Genomic DNA, 16,606 nt, shown 5'->3' on the forward strand with positions numbered 1-16,606 from the left:
TGTCCGGAATATCGCGTATGCTTCCTCCTGACTACTTTCACTAAGCCTTCCATCTGACCTTATATCATAAATTCTGTAACTAACAGTCGGAGATGTCGACTGAAAGACCGACGCCGCCTGACGGGTACGAACAGTTCGAAGGAGANACCTTATATCATAAATTCTGTAACTAACAGTCGGAGATGTCGACTGAAAGACCGACGCCGCCTGACGGGTACGAACAGTTCGAAGGAGAATCCCCAGAGTCCGATGTTCCCACCGTTGAACTCGGCCCCGGTGACGTACTGGACGGGCTCGTTCTCGACCTAACCGAAGGAGAGGGAGAGTACGGCCCGTGGTACCGCCTGAAGATCAAGGACGAGAGTCGCGGAGTCGTGCGATATTTCGCCAAAGATGAGGTGAAACGCGCAGCTGCGCAGGACCGCATCGAGGTCGGCGAGAACATCTGGGTCGCGATGGACACCGAAGAGGTGACGCTGGAACGAGACGACGGCTCAACGCACGACTACCACCCAACGAACTGCGCGTTCCCGGGTGGTGACTGATGGCGTCGTCGTACTCGCGTTCGATGTCCGACACGCTCTCGGACTACACCCACCTGCGGACGCTTCCCGCGCTGCTGTCGGTCGTGTTCGTACTCGCCGGTCTCTACCAGTTCGGCGGGATTTCCGAGGTGATGATCACCTGGCTCGACTACGCGCTGACCGCCCAGCACGCGACGTTCATCTCGCTCGGTGCGTACGCGATCGCCTTCGCGAGCAGCGAGACCAAGCAGTTCGAGAGTTACGAACGCTGGGAACAGGTCGCGATCGCAGCTGGGCCGCTGGTCATCATCGGCTACCAGTACGTCCCGCAGATCGCTAGCATCATCAACACGAACAGTAACCTCGGCCCGATCCTCGCGTTCTTCGCGACGGTCGTCGCTTGGGGCGTCGCTGTTCGGTAACCCATCTCGACCTTCAACTTATGAGTTCCAACCATGACAACCCGACTAGCCGTACCGCTTCGAATCGCCCTCCTGATGGGCCTGCTGTGGGCGCTGACGGTTCTGATACTAACCGCCCTGCTCGTCTGGGCCGCCGTACCTTCGTGAAGGGCCTTGGAGCTGCTGGCGTGACTACTGTCGGCCTCTCTCATGACCGTGGCTTCGCGCAGGATGCCGAAGCAATCGCTCCGCTTGTCGGCTATGCCATCGGCGCGGCCGCGATCTCCGCTGTCGGCGGTATCGGCGTNGGCTTCGCGCAGGATGCCGAAGCAATCGCTCCGCTTGTCGGCTATGCCATCGGCGCGGCCGCGATCTCCGCTGTCGGCGGTATCGGCGTCGGCTGGACGCTCCGCGAATTCGAAGTCGTCGGCTCTGACGACCCTGCTGAGGGGTTGACGCCTGACGTACTCCGCAATCAGCTTAGTCAGTCCGTCAAGAAGCGCAAATCGAACAATCAGAGTACGATCGTCGACAANGAGGGGTTGACGCCTGACGTACTCCGCAATCAGCTTAGTCAGTCCGTCAAGAAGCGCAAATCGAACAATCAGAGTACGATCGTCGACAATCAAAACATCCTCGACGGCGTTGAGCATACGGCCTACACTGAGGCCAAGATCGCCGCCATCGAGGAACTGAACGCTGGTTCGTCTGAGTCCGCGGTCCTGTCCGCCGCCAACAGCGCGATCGACTCCTACGAGACCACGGTCCGCTCGAACTTCTACAAGTCGTGGAACGAGACTGTCCGCGAACTCGAAGCGATGACTCAAACGGTCATCGCGCACAGCGAAGTCGGCCTTTCGGCCATCACCGACTTCGGTGATCCTCGTTTCGACCTCGCTGGTTCGAGCCCGAACACTTTGAAGGATACCACCCTCACGATGCCTGACGGCACGGACTTCACCCTGCTTACCCTCAACCACGACACCGGGTGGTCTGACAGCAACGCTGCGTACTCCGTCGTCGAGTACAATCCGAAAGAGGTTGTCACTCAAACGAGCGCGAACACGTACAACACCGTCGACGGCACGGAGTACATGAAGTTCTCCGACTGGAATGCTGTCGAGACTGAGATGAACACCACGTTCACCAACGTCCGAAACGGAATTTCGACGTGGGTGACGAACGTCTATGGTGACGTTCAGAGCGGCGCGATCGAGATTTCCGACCTCGTGACGCCGCGTGAACGCGCCGCCATGATGGCCCAGGAGGAAGGCATGAGCCAAGCGATTGCCGACCTCATCGCTCTCAACGTTCCGGTCGATGCCGAGCGTGAGGCGACGATCACCATCCAAGACACCGGGGCGACGCTGCCCGGTACGTTCGCGCTTACGGACTCGTCTGACGGCCCGCTGTCCGCTGGACAGACGTACGACCCGTCGACGTTCTCCGGTGACGTGTACTTCACCGCCGACATGTCGCTCGTTGAGGGTCCGTGGGATGCGATCAACTCCGGTATCGACGGAGGCAGCATCACCATTACCTCGGAGCCGTACGAAGGCACCACAATCGAGGTGACGACCGTCGAGTCTGAAACCGTCTCGGTCCCCGCTGCTGACTGGACAGACAACGGCGACGGGACGTGGTCATACGATGCCTCTGCTGACCTCAAAACCACCATCACCAACGTCGACTCCGCGCGGTTCCACGCAACCGCGACTGAGACGACGTACGACACGCTCCAACTGAAAGGCGCGTTCACCGTCGACAAGCTGGTCAACAAGCAGTCCGGCGAAGAGGTCTCGTCGACGAGCTTCGACAACTCTGAACCACAGACCGATTCGAACTACATCACGCAGGATGAGTGGGACCAGCTCGAACAGCAAAACCAAGAGCTGATCGAGAAGTACGAGAACTCGCAGTCTGGCGGGAGTATCGACCTTGGGCAGTTCGACATGTTCGGCATCCCCGGAGAGATTGTCGCCATCGCCGCGGCTGCGCTCGTCGCGCTCGGCGTCCTGAGCAACTGACCCATGTTCTCCCGATTTTTCCTGATCGCGGTCGTGGTAGTGGCCTCACTGTCCGGCGCTGTCGCCGCACAGGATGCCCCGAACGCGACCGCTGAGAACTCGACTGCCGTCGAACAGGTTGACACCTGTTCCGAAGAAATCACACCGACCCTCCGGCTCTGTTCCGCTGAGTACGTCGACGGCGAAGCCGTGCTACTACTCGACTCCGACACTCGCGATCGGGTGACGGTGACTGAGGCGGTCGCGCTCACCGAGTCGCGCGAACTGCGCCGGGACTCGTTCATCGTCGACGGGAAGACCGAGATTCGGATGCCTGTTCAACCGTCGAACGGTCGCGCCGGAGTGACGATCGACGACGGGACTACCCTCTACGGCGTACCGCTTCAAACGGCCTCGACCATCGTCGCCGGTCCGTTCACCGCCAGCGACGCGCAGGCGGCCGGACTCGGCGGCGGCGTCGGTGTCGCCGTTGTGACCATCTTCCTCGTGGCAAAGGTCGTCTACGGCCGCAGCGAGGAACCTGAGAGGTTAGCATGAGAGACGCACCAGAGCCCCGACCCGAGCCGCCCCGCCACGTGAAGATACTCGACTGGCTCCACGGCCACGCGCCGGAACTCGCGGTCGGCGTGATCGCGCTCGTCGGCCTGTCCGCCATCGTCGGCTTCGACCTCGAAGTGCCGCGCTTCTGGTACGTGTTCGGTGTCGCCGCGGTCGGCCTCTCCCCGCTCGGGTTCCTCGTCGGGAATAAGGTCGTCTCGTGGCTCTACGACCCGGCGTGGATCTACCTGATCGACCTCGACGCTCGCGTACTCGAAGGCGGGATCTACCGACTCCCGCTCGAAGACTTTCGCGAACTCGAAATCCTCGATGATGACGAGTTCGTCAATTCGACCTACGACCTCACGCAGCTCTCGCCGAACCTCTACGTGGGGAAGCAGGTCGACCTCAAAGACATGACCGTCGTCGGCACCTGGCGCGGCACGCTCGACGACCGCGACCTGACTCGCGCGCTCCGCGCGGTCCACGAGTGCCGCGGCCAGCTCCAGGAAGACGCGCAGCGAGGATTCATCCTCGAAACTTCTGCGTTCGTCGTGGTCCGCCGCGCGACCCGGAACACGGTTGAGCGTATCGTCGAGCTGTTCGAAGACGGCTCCCTACCCGACTCCGGCGAAGGGATCGATCGAGCCGTCGATCAGGAGCTGAAGGACTTCGGTCTTGACGCCCGGGACTCCGACCTCTCCGACCTCGTCGACGACGAAGTGATCGACGAGATGGACCACAAGTCGGGATTCGACTTCTCGACGCCCGAAGACCCCGACACCGAGCGCAACGGACACGCGGAGAAAGCCGAGGTGCGTGCCGATGGGTAACTCCGACGAAGGGATGCTGACCGCGGCGAAGCTCGCCGAACAGCTCTCCGGTCGCATCGAGACGGATCGGGACCTCGACCCCCGAGCGGGCGTGATCGGCCCGGACGACATGTCGGCGTCGGTGTTCCTCAACGACCTCGACCCGGAGGTTGTCCAGGGCTCGCAGCTCCTCGACCTCGTCGACCGGACCCAACAATCGCGGAAGGCCTCCGAGGCGATTCGCTCGGGTAACTCGCTGCTGCTTTCGCATCTCGTCGGTATCACCGAACAGGACCTCGATGGCTCTGCCCTTCAGCTCCCGCTGCGGCTCGACGACGTGATGACCAATAACGACGCGACGGCGTTCATCGGCGGGGCCGGAAACCCTAACACGGGGAAGACGAACCTGATGGCGCTGCTGGCGGAACTCCGCTCGGCGACCGTCGACGATCTCCTCGTGATCTCGAACTCGCGCACTTGGCCCCTCACAGACAAGGTGGTCACCAGCGCGCACGACCTTGCTGTGACGTGTATCGAACACCGCGACCGGCCGAAGTTCGTGTTTATCGACGAAGGATCGACCCACTTCGACGCGCGGACGAACAGCTACGAGGTCGCGGCACAGTTCTCCCCGCTCGCCAAGCGGATGGCGAAGATCAACGTCGACGTGTTCGGCACGGTGTTCCACACGGGGAAGGACTGCCACCCGGAGCTGAAGCGGCTGTTCACGACGGCCTACTTCAAACACTCCAAGAAGGAAGTCGATTTCTTCGCCGACTGGCCCGCTGACGCCGACAAACCAGAGAACCAGCTCTTCGGCGGGACTGTTGAAAACCTCGAACCCGCGACCGCGGAACCGGACCCGGACGACGCCGCTCCGTGGAACTGGGACCTCGAACCCGACCTATTCTCACTCGACCTCGGCTGGCCCGATCTCCTCGCCGAGCTGCGCGACCGCGGACCAGCAACCTAACACGGTGATCTACCCTTCGACCCACCCACCCCTTTCAGTGGGCGGGAGCCTGCGCGACCCCTCCTTGTGGGGGGGTCGCGCAGGTTAGCCTCTCGACAGATACGCAATTATCGTCAGTAGACCAGCGATAATGGCAACTAGAACCCTTACATTTGACAAGATATTAAAAATCTCAATACTATCTTCTGATGCGCTGACCGAATATTCATACCCGGTAGAATCGAACATATGTGTTTCGCGGCTATTCATGGCTATAATGTTTAAAGTACGATATCCACTACTGACAACCTCTGCTTGTGCCCTAAGAACCACTTCCTCCTGTGGTTCAACAGATTCTGCCTCCCCAATTAGCCCATAAACCTGCCTTTCTGGTAATTTTGCTCCATATAGAACTCTCACATCCCCTGGTTCCTCGCCGGTATTACGAATAGTTACTTCAATAACATATTCTGAACCACTTTCTATCCCGTCTTCTGGTAAATTAACACTCTCAACGCAAAAGTCCGTGCCGGCTTGTGGATTACAGGTTTCTTGAGCTGTGGCTGTCCCTGCTGCCACCAGTGCCAGAATGACAATCAAGCCTATTGCTCTCTTATTCATTCTCTGAGTTTTCTACTTCCTCAATAAGGTCAGAAATCACATCGTCAAATGAATCACCTGGTTCTTTTCTCATTTGGAGCTTTTTCCAGGTATCTCGGCTGACCGTAACGGTAGTCTTCTGCTCTCCCATTGTGAGTGACATTATCACCACGTCTCATGACTGTTAGTATCTCATGAAGTCATAGGACCATAGATTAATGTTACTGTAGAATGTATTCTCTCGTACGGAAGTAAGCTATCCCAAAGGAACGGACCTCGGTGTTGAGGCACCAGGTCCGCGCGTGCTTCCGTGAACTAGCCACGAAAGCCATGTCAGCAAACGCGGCCGGGGGTATTCAATCCCCCCACGACAGGCGTGATCGCGCGACAACCAGCGGCCTCGCTTCGCTTTACTTTCAGTTTCACTCCCCGTACAAGGATTTCGGCTTTTATATCCCACCACGTCGGCGTGAGGTGATGCCTCCAAGAGAAGTTGTGCGGATTGAAGATGACGCTGATCGGTGGCGGTTTCTCTGTCCCCGCGGCCACCGAACGTGGGAACCGACGAATCACCACTTCTGGTGCCAGCTCTGCGCGCGCCACGACGACGCCGACGGCGTGTTCCACGAGCTGCGCGACCAGAAGACCGACGCCCTTCTCGCTCGCGACCGGGTCCAGCTGCTCACGGACTCCGGACCGTACGACCACGATCTCGACGAGGGCGCGCGATGACGACCCTCTACTGCGCCGAGTGCCGGTCCCGGTTCGAACCGGACGACACGCACGTCTGGATCCAAGGCGAGCGGCGGTCCGTCGACGATCAGAACTCGCTCGAAGACTACGCGATGTGCCCGGACTGCTGGGCCGACCTCACGGAAAACTGGGGTGAGCCGGTTTGAAGACCAGTTCCGGCCGTGACCTCACTACCTGTCCGGTCTGTGAATCGCGAATCGAACCCGATCCCCCGGACGGGTTCACCAAGTACGCGCGACAGGTCGCGGGCTACCTCGACCATTTCGCCGAGAACCACCCGGATCATCCGCTCCTCGAAACTCCGGAGGGCTACCTGTGAGCCGGGACCGCTCGCGCAATCCCGGCGACCTCGAACCGCGCGAGGCTGTGTCTCGGTACCTCCGTCGACGGCGATCTGACTCGACCGACGCCAGCGTCAAGTCGTGGAAGTACCGGCTGAAGCTGTTCGTCGAGTGGTGCGAGGGTATCGGGATCGAACGCGTCGATGAACTCCGTGGCTACGACATCGATGAGTACTACGAGCTGCGCAGCGGCGCGGTCGCACCGGCGACCCTCGAAGGGGAGATGTGGACGCTCCAGAAGTTCACCGAGTATCTAGAACAGATCGGAGCTGTCGATGACCTCTCCGACTCGGTTCGGGTCCCCGACCTCGACCCGTCCGACCGGGCAAACTCGGAGAGTTTATCGACCGAACCGGCACTCGCGCTGCTCGACTACTATCGGGATTCCGACGTTCACCGGGCGACTCGCCAGCACACTTTCCTCGAACTCGCGTGGCATACCGGCGCACGGCAGGGCGGCCTCCGGGCGCTCGACGTTCAGGACGTGTACCCCAGCGAGGGGTACGTCGAATTCCATCACCGCCCGGAGACGAGTACCCCGCTCAAGAACAAACGGCACGGGGAGCGCGCCGTGGCGGTCCCCGACGAGGTCGCGACCGTTCTGCGAGAGTTCCTCGGGAAGCGGTACGACGTTCACGACGACCACGATCGGCAGCCCTACCTCGCGAGCCGATACGGGCGGCCGACCGAGAACACGATCCGCACTTGGTCGTACGTCGCGACGCTCCCGTGTCTTCACTCGGACTGCCCGCACGGAAAGGAGCGCACCAGCTGCGACTACACCGAGATTAAGCACGCGAGCAAGTGCCCTTCGTCTCGATCTCCGCACCGGATCCGAACGGGTGCGGTGACGTGGATGCTAAACGCGGGGATTCCCCCCGAGGTGGTCGCGCAGCGCGTGAACGCCTCGGTTCAGACGATTCGCGATCACTACGACTGGGCCACTGAATCCCAGCGGTGGTCGCGCTATCACGACCAGATGGACAGCCGTCGCGAACACCTCCAGAAGCTCGACTTCGACGAAGAACTTGATTTCACCACCCAGTAAGATGAATCGACAGATAGACACCACCGAGCGGGCCGCTCAAGACCCTAGATCGCCGTCGTGCCGGCCCACTTCTCCCGCATTTCTCGTCGACTACCGGCGCGTATCGGTCTCTCGCGAGACCGCGGTGCTTCCGACGTCGATTTTCGCCGACCCCTCGGGCTCGATATCGTTCGGTCGCCTCGTTCCGACACCCCTGCTCACGGGCCGTGACGGAGTGACCGCGGCGACCGAGTCCGGGCTCGCGGCGACGATCTGAAGTGTAAAATCCCGAGATAGAACGAGCAAAAGGCGTCCGAACGGACCCTCGACAGCATACACCGGAACAGGGTATTTTTCAGTTTAGAACCCGTCTATATCGGTAGTTGGAATGTCGATCGATAACCCGAACGAAGCCGCTGCTGCGTCGATCGAAGTCTTACATGTCGACGACGATCCCGCGTTTCTCGACCTGACCGGATCGTTCCTAGAACGGGAACTCGGCAACGTCGAGGTCACCGCGGTAGCCAGCCCGGACGAGGTGCTCGACACGCTCGGCGAAGAGTCCGTCCACTGCGTCGTGAGCGACTACGAGATGCCCGGGACGAACGGGCTCGAACTGCTCGACGCGGTCCGCGATCAGTACGCCGACCTCCCCTTCATCCTCTACACGGGGAAGGGCAGCGAGGAGATCGCTGCGCAGGCGATCAACGCCGGCGTGACCGGGTATCTCCAGAAGGGCGGCCCGGACCAACACCGCCGCCTGGCGAACCGAGTGAAGCACGCCGCGACCGAGTACCGCGCCCAGATCGAGTCGGAGCGGTACTCGACGGTCCTCCGGGCGCTCGACTACCCGATCTACGTCGTGAACGCAGACGCGGAGTTCGAGTACGTCAACGAGGCCTTCCTCGACCTCGTCGGCTACGACAGGGAGGAGATCATCGGCAGCCCGCCGGGCAAGATCAAGACCGACGAGGGGGTCCAGCGGGCGAACGACATGCTCGCGACGATCGTCTCCAGCGCGGGGCCGGAGACCCAGCAGTTCCGGGTGAACATCCACACGAAGGACGGCGACACAGTGCCGTGTTACGACCACATGGCGGCGCTCCCGTTCGACGACGAGTTCCGCGGGTCCGTGGGGATCCTCCGGGACGCGACGCGCGAACAGCGGCAGCGCGAGGAGCTCGTCAGGCAGAACGAGCGGCTCGACGAGTTCACCTCCATCGTGTCGCACGACCTCCGAACGCCGCTTCAGAACGCGAAGACGGCGGCGGAAATGGCTCGCAACGAGGGCGACGCGACGCACTTCGAGACCTTATCGCGGGAACACGAACGGATGGAGCGGATGATCGACGAGCTGCTCACGCTCGCGAAGGAGGGCGAGTCGGTGTCGGAGACGGAGCGCGTCGACGTCGCCGCGCTCGCCGCGGAGGCTTGGAGCCCGTTCGGGTGTCCGGCCGACACGCTCGACGTGGTCGACGACGAGATCACCGTCTCCGGCGACCGCTCCAGGATCCGGCGGCTCCTCGAGAACCTCTTCCGCAACGTCGACGACCACTGCGGGTCCCCCGTGACCGTGACGATCGGCGAGTCTCCCGACGGGTTCTACGTCGCCGACGACGGGCCGGGGGTCGGCCAGACGGACCGGGAGAACGTGTTCGAGGCGGGGTACACGACCGCCGCGGACGGGACCGGGTTCGGGCTGGCCATCGTCAAGCGCATCGCCGACGCTCACGGGTGGGACATCTCGGTCGACGACAGTGCGAGCGGCGGCGTCCGGTTCGACGTGACCGTCGATCCGACGGCTCGCGTGACGGACGACGTGCCGGTCTCGCCGTAGCGTGTCGCGCCGCGGCTTCGGCCGCACCACGCGGGGACCACGCACCGGACGGCTCGCCTGCGGACCGACCCGATTCAATAGCCCGCGGCGAGAACTGACCAGCGATGGCAACCGACACCGTCGCGGGCGTCGACTGGGCGGGCGGGGCGTGGCTCGCGGTCGTGTTCGACGGCGACGAGGGGCCCGAGGCACGCCTCGAATCCGACCTCGAATCGCTGTGGGCCGGGCGCGACTTCGACCGGATTCTGGTCGACGTGCCGATCGGTCTCCCGGACGACGCGGAGACGCTTACGGAGCGCGAGGCGGTCGACTCGGCGGCGCGCTCCGCGGCCGAGCGCCCGAGCAGCGTGTTCCCCGTCCCCTCGCGGGGCGCGTGCGAGGCGGCCAGGAACGGCGCTGACTACGAGACCGTGAGCGAGCGGAACCGGGCCGATCTGGACAAGGGGCTCAGTCGGCAGTCGTACCACATCGCGCCGGCCGTCGGCGAGGTCGACGCGTTCCTCCGGCGGGACGAAGCGGCCAGCGAGCGGGTGATGGAGGCGCACCCGGAGGTGTGCTTCCGCGGGCTCGCCGGGCGGTCGCTCGAACACTCGAAGACCGGCGTGCCCGGGGTCGGCGAGCGGCTCGACGCGCTCGACGACCACCTCGACCGCCCCGACGCCGCGCTCGGTCGGATCTGCCGAGAGCTGTTCGACGCCGCGAATGACGCGCGCGGCGGGACCGCGGCCGACGGCGCAGACGCCACCGTCGACGACGCCGTGGACGCGCTCGGACTCGCGGTCGTCGCGCGCCGGCCGGCCGACGAGCTCCGGTTCCTGCCGGGCGACGACTCCGAGCGGCGGGACGCCGAGGGCGTCCCGATGCGGATGGCGTACTGGAGCCCGGAGCCGCTGGCGTGAGCGCGTCGAGGCGCTCGCCGGAGCGACGTTCGACGGAACACTGTTCCACGGAGCGACCGAACGCGGGTCGACGATCGGCGACGGCCTTCGCGGCGGTCGCGCCGGACCCGCTCACACCCCCCAGCCGACCGCGATGCCGACCGTCGCGACGACGGCGAGGAGCAGCTGGAGCGGGCCGCCGACCCGGAGGAAGTCGGTGAACCGGTAGCCGCCCGGTCCGTACACCATGAGGTTCGTCTGATAGCCGACGGGAGTCATAAACGAGGTCGCGGACGCGAACATCACCGCGAGCAGGAAGGCGAACTCGTTGGCCCCGAGCCCCGCGGCGGTCGTGACGCCGACGGGAATCAGGAGCACCGCGGTCGCCACCGGCGTGATGACGCTCGCCAGCACGCCGGCGATCGCGTACAGGAGGAACATGACGCCGATCGGCGGGAGTACCTCGCCGGTCGCGACGAGGAACGAGGAGACGAGCGCCGCACCGCCCGTCGATTCCAGGGCGATCCCGAGCGGAATGACCCCGGCCAGTAAGAAGATCACGTTCCACGAGACGGCGTCGTAGGCGTCGGCGCTCGTCAGACAGCCGGTTGCGACCATCGCGACGACCTCGGCGAGCGCCGCGATGACGACCGGCAGAACGCCGAGCGCCGCGAGTCCGACGACGCCGCCGAATATCCCGACCGCGAGCGGCGTCTTCGGCGACAGCGGCGCGACCGACCCGGGGGCCGCGTCGGCCAGCCGGTCGAGCGTCCCCTCGTCGGCGACGATCAGGTCGCCGGTCTCCGCGAAGTACTGGACCGCGGTGGGAGTCGTCCGCGCGAGGAGGAGGTCGCCCGGCCGCAGCGTCTCCTCCGTGACCCCGGTACGGATCAGGTCGCCGCCGCGGCGCACGGCCAGCACGCTGGTCTCGTGGAACTCTCGGAGCCCGGTCTCGCCGACCGACTCGCCCGCGAACGGAGAGTGTTCCGGGACGACCGCCTTCGCGAGGAGCCCGTCGGTGGCCGCGGCCTCGAAGGTGTCCTCGGTCACGTCGCCGGGCTGTCGCCCGAGGCCCGCCGCCTCGCGGAACCGGTCGACCGCGTCTCGCGGGCCGTGGACGACGACGATGTCTCCGGCCTCGACGATCCTGTCGGAGTGAGCGCCGGCGTACGCCTCCCCGTCCCGACGCGCCTGAAGCAGTCGGACCTCGCGGTGCGCCTCGCCGACCGCCTCGACGGACTGGCCGACCGCGGCGGAGCCCGTGCGGACGTAGAGGAACGTGAGGTAGTCTTTGAGGTCGAACTCGACCACCGGATCGGCGTCGACGGGCACGCGGGCGGGGGTGAGCCGCCGCCCGACCGTCAGCAGGTACGCGATGCCGACGACGAGCAGGAGGGCCCTGAGCTTGGTGAACTCGAACATCCCGATGCCGTCGCGGCCGTCGATGAGGAGCCGCGCGAAGTCGCCGGCGAGGATGTTCGTCGCGGTCCCGATGAGGGTGAGGGTACCGCCGAGGATGGCGGCGTACGACAGCGGGAGGAGGAGCTTCGAGGGACTCAGGTTCGCGCCCTCCGCGAGGTCGGTGATCATGGGGACGAAGACGGCGACGACCGGCGTGTTGTTCACGAACCCGGCGATCGGGCCGGTCGTACAGACGGTCGCGACGAGCGCGCGGAACTCGCGACCGCCGGTGAACGCCGCCAGCCGGAGGCCGAGGCGCTCCACGAGCCCGGTGCTCTGGACGCCCGCGCTGAGCATGTACATCGCCATGACGGTGACCGTCGCGGGGTTCGCGAACCCGGAGATGGCGGCCCGGGAACCGACGCCCGTCCACGGTTCGAGGACGACGAGGGCGGCGACGACGCCCATGGCGGTGACGTCGTTGGGGACGACCTCGGTGACGAACGCCGTCAGGACGACGAGGATGAGCCCGAACACGACGAGGACGCCCGACGGGTCGGCGGCCGGCATGCGCGGAGCCACTCGCGTCAGTCGCTTCACTGTTTCCCCGACCGCTGTTCCCGCGCGTGCCCCGAGGCGGTGGTAAGCTTCAAGTCGCTCTGTCGCCCGCTACGACACGAATGAAACTCTTCTCCTCGCGGGCAGACCGCCGGCGGGGGATCGCGGCCGCGGTGGGTGTCGCGGTCCTCGCGGTCGGGCTCTACGTCCTCGTGAGCCGGTACGCGGGCTTCATTACCGACACGCAGGCCCTCCGGACGTGGCTCGACCAGTTCGGGATCTTCGCTCCCATCGTCTTCATCGGCCTCCAGGCCCTCCAAGTGATCGTCGCCCCGATCCCGGGACAGGTCGTCGCGCTGGTCGCGGGCTACCTCTTCGGCCCGCTCGCCGGGACGGTGTACAGCCTCACGGGCGTCCTCATCGGCAGCGCGGTCGCCTTCTCGCTCTCGAAGCGGTTCGGGCGCTCCTTCGTGGAGAGGGTCATCCACGAGGACGTGATCGAGCGGTTCGACGACTTCGTCGACACCGTGGGCGTCCCCGGCCTGTTCGCGTTCGTCATCATCCCCGGGCTCCCCGACGACGCCATCTGCTTCCTGAGCGGGCTCACCAAGTGGTCGCTGCCGACGTTCATGGCCGTCATCGCCGTCGGCCGACTACCGGCGTACGTGCTGACGGTGTACGCAGGGGGCGAACTCGCGAGCGGTCGGTTCCTCTCGGCGATGGCGCTCGTCGCGCTCGTCGTGGCCGCGTCCGCGGTCGGCTACTACAAACAGGACGCGGTGCGCGACCTCGTAGAGCGGTTCGAGCCGCGACTCCCCTTCTGAGGGGCCGAACCGAGCGACCCGCCTCAGCCCCACGTCCACCGCGCGTCGAGCACGAAGCGGTAGAGGCCGCTGACGAGGATCGCGGCCACGTTCGCGATCAGGTACATCACTCCGGCCCACTCGACGAGCGCGGCGAGCACGCCGAGCTGGGTCGGGATCGCGGTGCCGCGGACCAGGTTCGTCTTCAGCAGTCCGGCGAGGTACTCGGAGACGCCGGTGTTCTGGCTCGCCCGGAACGTCCACGCGTTGTTGAGGACGTACGAGCAGATGATCGTGATCTCGATCGCGATCGTCGCGCCGACGATGTAGTTGAGCCCCGCGGTGTCGACGAACAGCCACAGGAGCGCCAGCTGGAGCCCCGCGGTGAGTGCGCCGACGACGACGAACCGGCGCATCTGGACCGCGATCGGACCGCTGGCGAGGTCGCGGAGGACCGCTCGGATCATCACTTGTACCCGAGCGCTTCGAGGCGAGCGTCGAGGTCCTCGTCGACCTCGTCGTCGCCGCGCTCGGCGGCCGCCGCCTCCGCCGCGTCGCCGCGCTCGCGGAGCAGCTCCGCGTGGGCGTCGACGATCGGTGCGAACCGGTCGATGGCCGACTGCGCCCGGTCGTCCGGGTCCGTCGCGAGGTTCTCCTGTTGGGTCGGGTCCTCGGGGCGGTGGTACAGCTCCCGCTCGCCGGCGTCGACGTTCTCGATGAAGGTCCAGTCGTCGTCGCGTACGCTGACGAACAGGTCGCCGTCGGACAGCGACCGCGGGATCGGTTGCTCGGTCACCTCCTCGCCGCGGACGGTCACCGAGACGACGGGGTCCGCGGAGCCGGCGGACGCGTCGCCGTCGTCGGTGTCGCTGCGGTCGTCGCCGTCGCCGTCGCTACCGTCGTCGCCGCCGGAGATCGTCTCCTCGCCGCGGAGCGCCGGCAGGACCGACTCGCCGTGCCACTCCGGCGACGGCTCGACGCCGAGCAGGTCCGCGACCGTGGGCGGAATCGCGTCGAGCCCCACGTGGCCGTCGACGCGGCCGCCGTCGAGACCGGGCACGTCCGCCACGAAGGGGACGTGGATCAGCTCGTCGTACAGCTTCGGGTAGTGGGCGAGGTGGCCGTGTTCCTGAAACTCCTCGCCGTGGTCCCCCGCGAGCAGCACCGCGGTGTCGTCGGCGACGCCGGCGGCGTCGAGGCTGTCGAGCAGCCGCCCGACGCTGGCGTCGACCTGCCGCACCGTCGCCTGATACAGCGTCCGAAGTTCGCGCAGGGTCCGCTCGCCGACTTCGAGACCGAGGCTGGTCCGAGCGTGCGCGTGGAGCATCTGGTGCGTGCCGACGATGCCGTCCGACACCTCGCGGATGTACCGCGGCGCGGGGACGTACGGCGTGTGGGTGTCCATGTAGTGGACCCACAGGAAGAACGGCTCGTCGGTGTCGTCGACGAACTCGGTCGCGGCGTCCTCGACGTCGAACATCCGCGAGGCGTCGAGGAACGGGCGGTCGTCGTTTTCGCCGCGGAGCTTCGACCCCAGCCGGCGGATCGGCGAGGTCGCGAGCTGGATCCACGCCTCCACGGTCGGATGCGCGGCGAGGTACCGGCTGTAGACGCTGGAGCCGACGCTCGTGACGAACGGCTCGAACTCGTCGAACCCGTCGGGATACCCCCAGTGGTCGGTGAGGAACCCGTTCGCGGCGTTGAACCCCCCGGTCGCGATCCCGGCGTCGGAGAGCACCTCCGCGAGCGTCACCGACTCGTCGACGCCGATATCTCCGCTCCGGGAAAACACCGGCTCCGAGGCGAGGATCGACGGGAACGAGAAGGGCGTCCAGTTCCCGGTCGCGAACGCGCGGTCGAACACGGTCCCGTCCTCGGCGAGCCCGTCGATCACCGGCGAGCGCCGCTCGGTGTCGTACGGGGAGACCGCGTCGGCGCGCAGCGAGTCCACCGTCACGAGGACGACGTTGGAGACGGGCGCGTCGTCACTCGACGCGTTCGCGTCCGCCGCTGAAGGGGTCGACGAGTCGGAGATCATTGGATACGGTGCGAATCCGCGGAGAACGCGCTCACCGCGGGCGAACTACGGGATCCGCGTATATACCGGGAATCGCGGCTGCCAGCGGCTTGAGGATTTCGATCCCCCGCATCGACGGGGGAACGTACCTATTTGACCGAGCCGACGCACGGGATCAGTATGGACGATTCGCCCACGGGCCGCCCGGTCGACGAGGCGGCGCTGCCGGACCCGATCCCCGACGACGAGATCCCGGAGTCGATCCCCGCCGAGTCCCGGGCGATCGAGACGAACGGCGTGCCGCTTCACGTCGTCGAGGCCGGCCCCGAGGACGGGAAGCTCCTGGTCTTGCTCCACGGATTCCCGGAGTTCTGGTACGGCTGGCACGAGGCGATCGCCCCCCTCGCGAACGCCGGCTACCGCGTCGTGGTGCCCGACCAGCGCGGTTACAACTGCTCCGCGAAGCCGCCGGCGGTCGGCGACTACCGGATCGACGGGCTCGCGCGCGACGTCGTCGGCCTGATCGACGCCTACGACCGGGAGACCGCCGCGGTCGCCGGGCACGACTGGGGCGCGGCGGTGGCGTGGTGGCTCGCGCTCCACCACGAGGACCGCCTCTCGGAGCTGGTCGCGATCAACGTCCCGCACCCGAGCGTCTTCGAGCGCGCGCTCCGCACCTCGTGGGACCAGCGGCTCAAGAGCTGGTATATGCTCGCGTTCCAGCTCCCCAAACTGCCCGAGGCGGTCGCCAGCGCGGGGAACTGGCGGCTCGCGACGAACGCGCTGCGCGACACGAGCGCGCCCGGCACGTTCACCGACGAGGACCTGCGGCGGTATCGCCGGGCGTGGAACCGCGACGGCGCGTTCGAGGCGATGGTGAACTGGTACCGCGCCATCGTCCGCGATCGTCCGGAACCGGAACGGACCGAGGTGTCGATTCCGACGCTCGTCATCTGGGGCGCGCAGGACCAGTTCCTCGCGCGCCGACTGGCCCACGAGAGCGTCGACCGCTGCGCCGACGGTCGCCTGCTCGCGATCGAGGAGGCGAGCCACTGGGTCGTCCACGAACACCCGCACCGCGTCGCCGAGGCGATCGCCGACCACGCCGACCCGCTGCCCCCGGGAGCGCGCGAGTGAG

At 65.5% G+C, this 16,606-nt stretch carries 18 protein-coding genes; 13 read left to right on the forward strand and 5 right to left on the reverse strand.

What is annotated here, in order from left to right:
- Positions 1 to 182: 182 nt before the first annotated feature.
- The 5 genes from C464_RS03775 (at position 183) to C464_RS03800 (ending at position 5,274) form a co-directional block, all read left to right on the forward strand.
- Positions 183 to 545: a hypothetical protein gene (locus C464_RS03775; RefSeq protein ID WP_006112222.1), complete on the forward strand. Its 363-nt coding sequence runs from the start codon at positions 183 to 185 to the stop codon at positions 543 to 545.
- Complete coding sequence (locus C464_RS03780) at positions 545 to 946, forward strand: hypothetical protein (RefSeq protein WP_006112223.1); 402 nt, start codon at positions 545 to 547, stop codon at positions 944 to 946. Before C464_RS03775 ends, C464_RS03780 begins: the two co-directional genes overlap by 1 nt.
- Before the next feature lie 2,045 nt (positions 947 to 2,991).
- On the forward strand, positions 2,992 to 3,489 hold the full coding sequence (locus C464_RS03790) for a hypothetical protein (protein WP_239640187.1): 498 nt from the start codon (positions 2,992 to 2,994) through the stop codon (positions 3,487 to 3,489).
- Positions 3,486 to 4,322 (forward strand): hypothetical protein, encoded by an 837-nt coding sequence (locus C464_RS03795; protein WP_239640188.1) that lies wholly within the window; start codon positions 3,486 to 3,488, stop codon positions 4,320 to 4,322. The genes C464_RS03790 and C464_RS03795 overlap by 4 nt, the downstream gene beginning before the upstream one ends.
- Positions 4,315 to 5,274: a hypothetical protein gene (locus C464_RS03800; protein ID WP_006112227.1), complete on the forward strand. Its 960-nt coding sequence runs from the start codon at positions 4,315 to 4,317 to the stop codon at positions 5,272 to 5,274. Before C464_RS03795 ends, C464_RS03800 begins: the two co-directional genes overlap by 8 nt.
- A gap of 84 nt (positions 5,275 to 5,358) precedes the next feature.
- Here C464_RS03800 and C464_RS18360 read toward each other — a convergent pair whose 3' ends face one another.
- Positions 5,359 to 5,874, reverse strand: coding sequence for a hypothetical protein (locus tag C464_RS18360; RefSeq protein WP_152420881.1), 516 nt, complete (start codon positions 5,872 to 5,874; stop codon positions 5,359 to 5,361).
- Entirely contained in the window at positions 5,867 to 6,004 is a 138-nt protein-coding gene (locus C464_RS17270; RefSeq protein WP_080510398.1) for an antitoxin VapB family protein, read from the reverse strand. The genes C464_RS18360 and C464_RS17270 overlap by 8 nt, the downstream gene beginning before the upstream one ends.
- A gap of 326 nt (positions 6,005 to 6,330) precedes the next feature.
- Here C464_RS17270 and C464_RS03805 point away from each other — a divergent pair, with 326 nt between their 5' ends.
- The 6 genes from C464_RS03805 (at position 6,331) to C464_RS03820 (ending at position 10,710) form a co-directional block, all read left to right on the forward strand.
- A complete protein-coding gene (locus C464_RS03805) occupies positions 6,331 to 6,585 on the forward strand; it encodes a hypothetical protein (RefSeq protein WP_049910822.1) in 255 nt (84 codons plus the stop codon).
- On the forward strand, positions 6,582 to 6,752 hold the full coding sequence (locus tag C464_RS18880; RefSeq protein WP_161781659.1) for a hypothetical protein: 171 nt from the start codon (positions 6,582 to 6,584) through the stop codon (positions 6,750 to 6,752). Before C464_RS03805 ends, C464_RS18880 begins: the two co-directional genes overlap by 4 nt.
- Entirely contained in the window at positions 6,749 to 6,925 is a 177-nt protein-coding gene (locus C464_RS18885; protein ID WP_161781660.1) for a hypothetical protein, read from the forward strand. Before C464_RS18880 ends, C464_RS18885 begins: the two co-directional genes overlap by 4 nt.
- Complete coding sequence (locus C464_RS03810; protein ID WP_006112228.1) at positions 6,922 to 7,995, forward strand: tyrosine-type recombinase/integrase; 1,074 nt, start codon at positions 6,922 to 6,924, stop codon at positions 7,993 to 7,995. Before C464_RS18885 ends, C464_RS03810 begins: the two co-directional genes overlap by 4 nt.
- A 367-nt stretch (positions 7,996 to 8,362) precedes the next feature.
- Positions 8,363 to 9,811, forward strand: a complete 1,449-nt coding sequence (locus C464_RS03815) for a sensor histidine kinase (protein ID WP_006112229.1) — start codon at positions 8,363 to 8,365, stop codon at positions 9,809 to 9,811.
- Positions 9,812 to 9,915: 104 nt separating this feature from the next.
- Positions 9,916 to 10,710, forward strand: coding sequence for a DUF429 domain-containing protein (locus C464_RS03820; RefSeq protein ID WP_006112230.1), 795 nt, complete (start codon positions 9,916 to 9,918; stop codon positions 10,708 to 10,710).
- A gap of 111 nt (positions 10,711 to 10,821) precedes the next feature.
- On the opposite strand, the gene C464_RS03825 is transcribed toward C464_RS03820, so the two are convergent.
- On the reverse strand, positions 10,822 to 12,660 hold the full coding sequence (locus C464_RS03825) for an SLC13 family permease (protein WP_006112231.1): 1,839 nt from the start codon (positions 12,658 to 12,660) through the stop codon (positions 10,822 to 10,824).
- A gap of 110 nt (positions 12,661 to 12,770) precedes the next feature.
- Here C464_RS03825 and C464_RS03830 point away from each other — a divergent pair, with 110 nt between their 5' ends.
- Positions 12,771 to 13,472: a TVP38/TMEM64 family protein gene (locus C464_RS03830; RefSeq protein WP_006112232.1), complete on the forward strand. Its 702-nt coding sequence runs from the start codon at positions 12,771 to 12,773 to the stop codon at positions 13,470 to 13,472.
- Between the two features lie 23 nt (positions 13,473 to 13,495).
- Here the strand turns inward: C464_RS03830 and C464_RS03835 are convergent, their stop codons facing one another.
- Positions 13,496 to 13,918, reverse strand: coding sequence for a GtrA family protein (locus tag C464_RS03835; RefSeq protein ID WP_006112233.1), 423 nt, complete (start codon positions 13,916 to 13,918; stop codon positions 13,496 to 13,498).
- The gene (locus C464_RS03840; RefSeq protein ID WP_006112234.1) at positions 13,918 to 15,489 is read right to left on the reverse strand and encodes a sulfatase-like hydrolase/transferase; all 1,572 of its coding nucleotides are present in this window, start codon (positions 15,487 to 15,489) and stop codon (positions 13,918 to 13,920) included. Before C464_RS03840 ends, C464_RS03835 begins: the two co-directional genes overlap by 1 nt.
- Positions 15,490 to 15,648: 159 nt before the next feature.
- Here C464_RS03840 and C464_RS03845 point away from each other — a divergent pair, with 159 nt between their 5' ends.
- Entirely contained in the window at positions 15,649 to 16,605 is a 957-nt protein-coding gene (locus tag C464_RS03845) for an alpha/beta fold hydrolase (RefSeq protein WP_006112235.1), read from the forward strand.
- The last annotated feature ends 1 nt before the right edge of the window (position 16,606 follow it).

This window comes from Halorubrum coriense DSM 10284 (assembly GCF_000337035.1).
Lineage (GTDB): Archaea > Halobacteriota > Halobacteria > Halobacteriales > Haloferacaceae > Halorubrum > Halorubrum coriense.

What these genes read in the sequence shown, in the direction of transcription:
- C464_RS03775 (WP_006112222.1), top strand. Translation starts at nt 183, where the DNA reads ATGTCGACTGAAAGACCGACGCCGCCTGACGGGTACGAACAGTTCGAA.
- C464_RS03780 (WP_006112223.1), top strand. Translation starts at nt 545, where the DNA reads ATGGCGTCGTCGTACTCGCGTTCGATGTCCGACACGCTCTCGGACTAC.
- C464_RS03795 (WP_239640188.1), top strand. Translation starts at nt 3,486, where the DNA reads ATGAGAGACGCACCAGAGCCCCGACCCGAGCCGCCCCGCCACGTGAAG.
- C464_RS03800 (WP_006112227.1), top strand. Translation starts at nt 4,315, where the DNA reads ATGGGTAACTCCGACGAAGGGATGCTGACCGCGGCGAAGCTCGCCGAA.
- C464_RS18360 (WP_152420881.1), bottom strand. Translation starts at nt 5,874, where the DNA reads ATGAATAAGAGAGCAATAGGCTTGATTGTCATTCTGGCACTGGTGGCA.
- C464_RS17270 (WP_080510398.1), bottom strand. Translation starts at nt 6,004, where the DNA reads ATGGGAGAGCAGAAGACTACCGTTACGGTCAGCCGAGATACCTGGAAA.
- C464_RS03805 (WP_049910822.1), top strand. Translation starts at nt 6,331, where the DNA reads ATGCCTCCAAGAGAAGTTGTGCGGATTGAAGATGACGCTGATCGGTGG.
- C464_RS18880 (WP_161781659.1), top strand. Translation starts at nt 6,582, where the DNA reads ATGACGACCCTCTACTGCGCCGAGTGCCGGTCCCGGTTCGAACCGGAC.
- C464_RS03815 (WP_006112229.1), top strand. Translation starts at nt 8,363, where the DNA reads ATGTCGATCGATAACCCGAACGAAGCCGCTGCTGCGTCGATCGAAGTC.
- C464_RS03820 (WP_006112230.1), top strand. Translation starts at nt 9,916, where the DNA reads ATGGCAACCGACACCGTCGCGGGCGTCGACTGGGCGGGCGGGGCGTGG.
- C464_RS03825 (WP_006112231.1), bottom strand. Translation starts at nt 12,660, where the DNA reads ATGCCGGCCGCCGACCCGTCGGGCGTCCTCGTCGTGTTCGGGCTCATC.
- C464_RS03830 (WP_006112232.1), top strand. Translation starts at nt 12,771, where the DNA reads ATGAAACTCTTCTCCTCGCGGGCAGACCGCCGGCGGGGGATCGCGGCC.
- C464_RS03835 (WP_006112233.1), bottom strand. Translation starts at nt 13,918, where the DNA reads ATGATCCGAGCGGTCCTCCGCGACCTCGCCAGCGGTCCGATCGCGGTC.
- C464_RS03840 (WP_006112234.1), bottom strand. Translation starts at nt 15,489, where the DNA reads ATGATCTCCGACTCGTCGACCCCTTCAGCGGCGGACGCGAACGCGTCG.
- C464_RS03845 (WP_006112235.1), top strand. Translation starts at nt 15,649, where the DNA reads ATGGACGATTCGCCCACGGGCCGCCCGGTCGACGAGGCGGCGCTGCCG.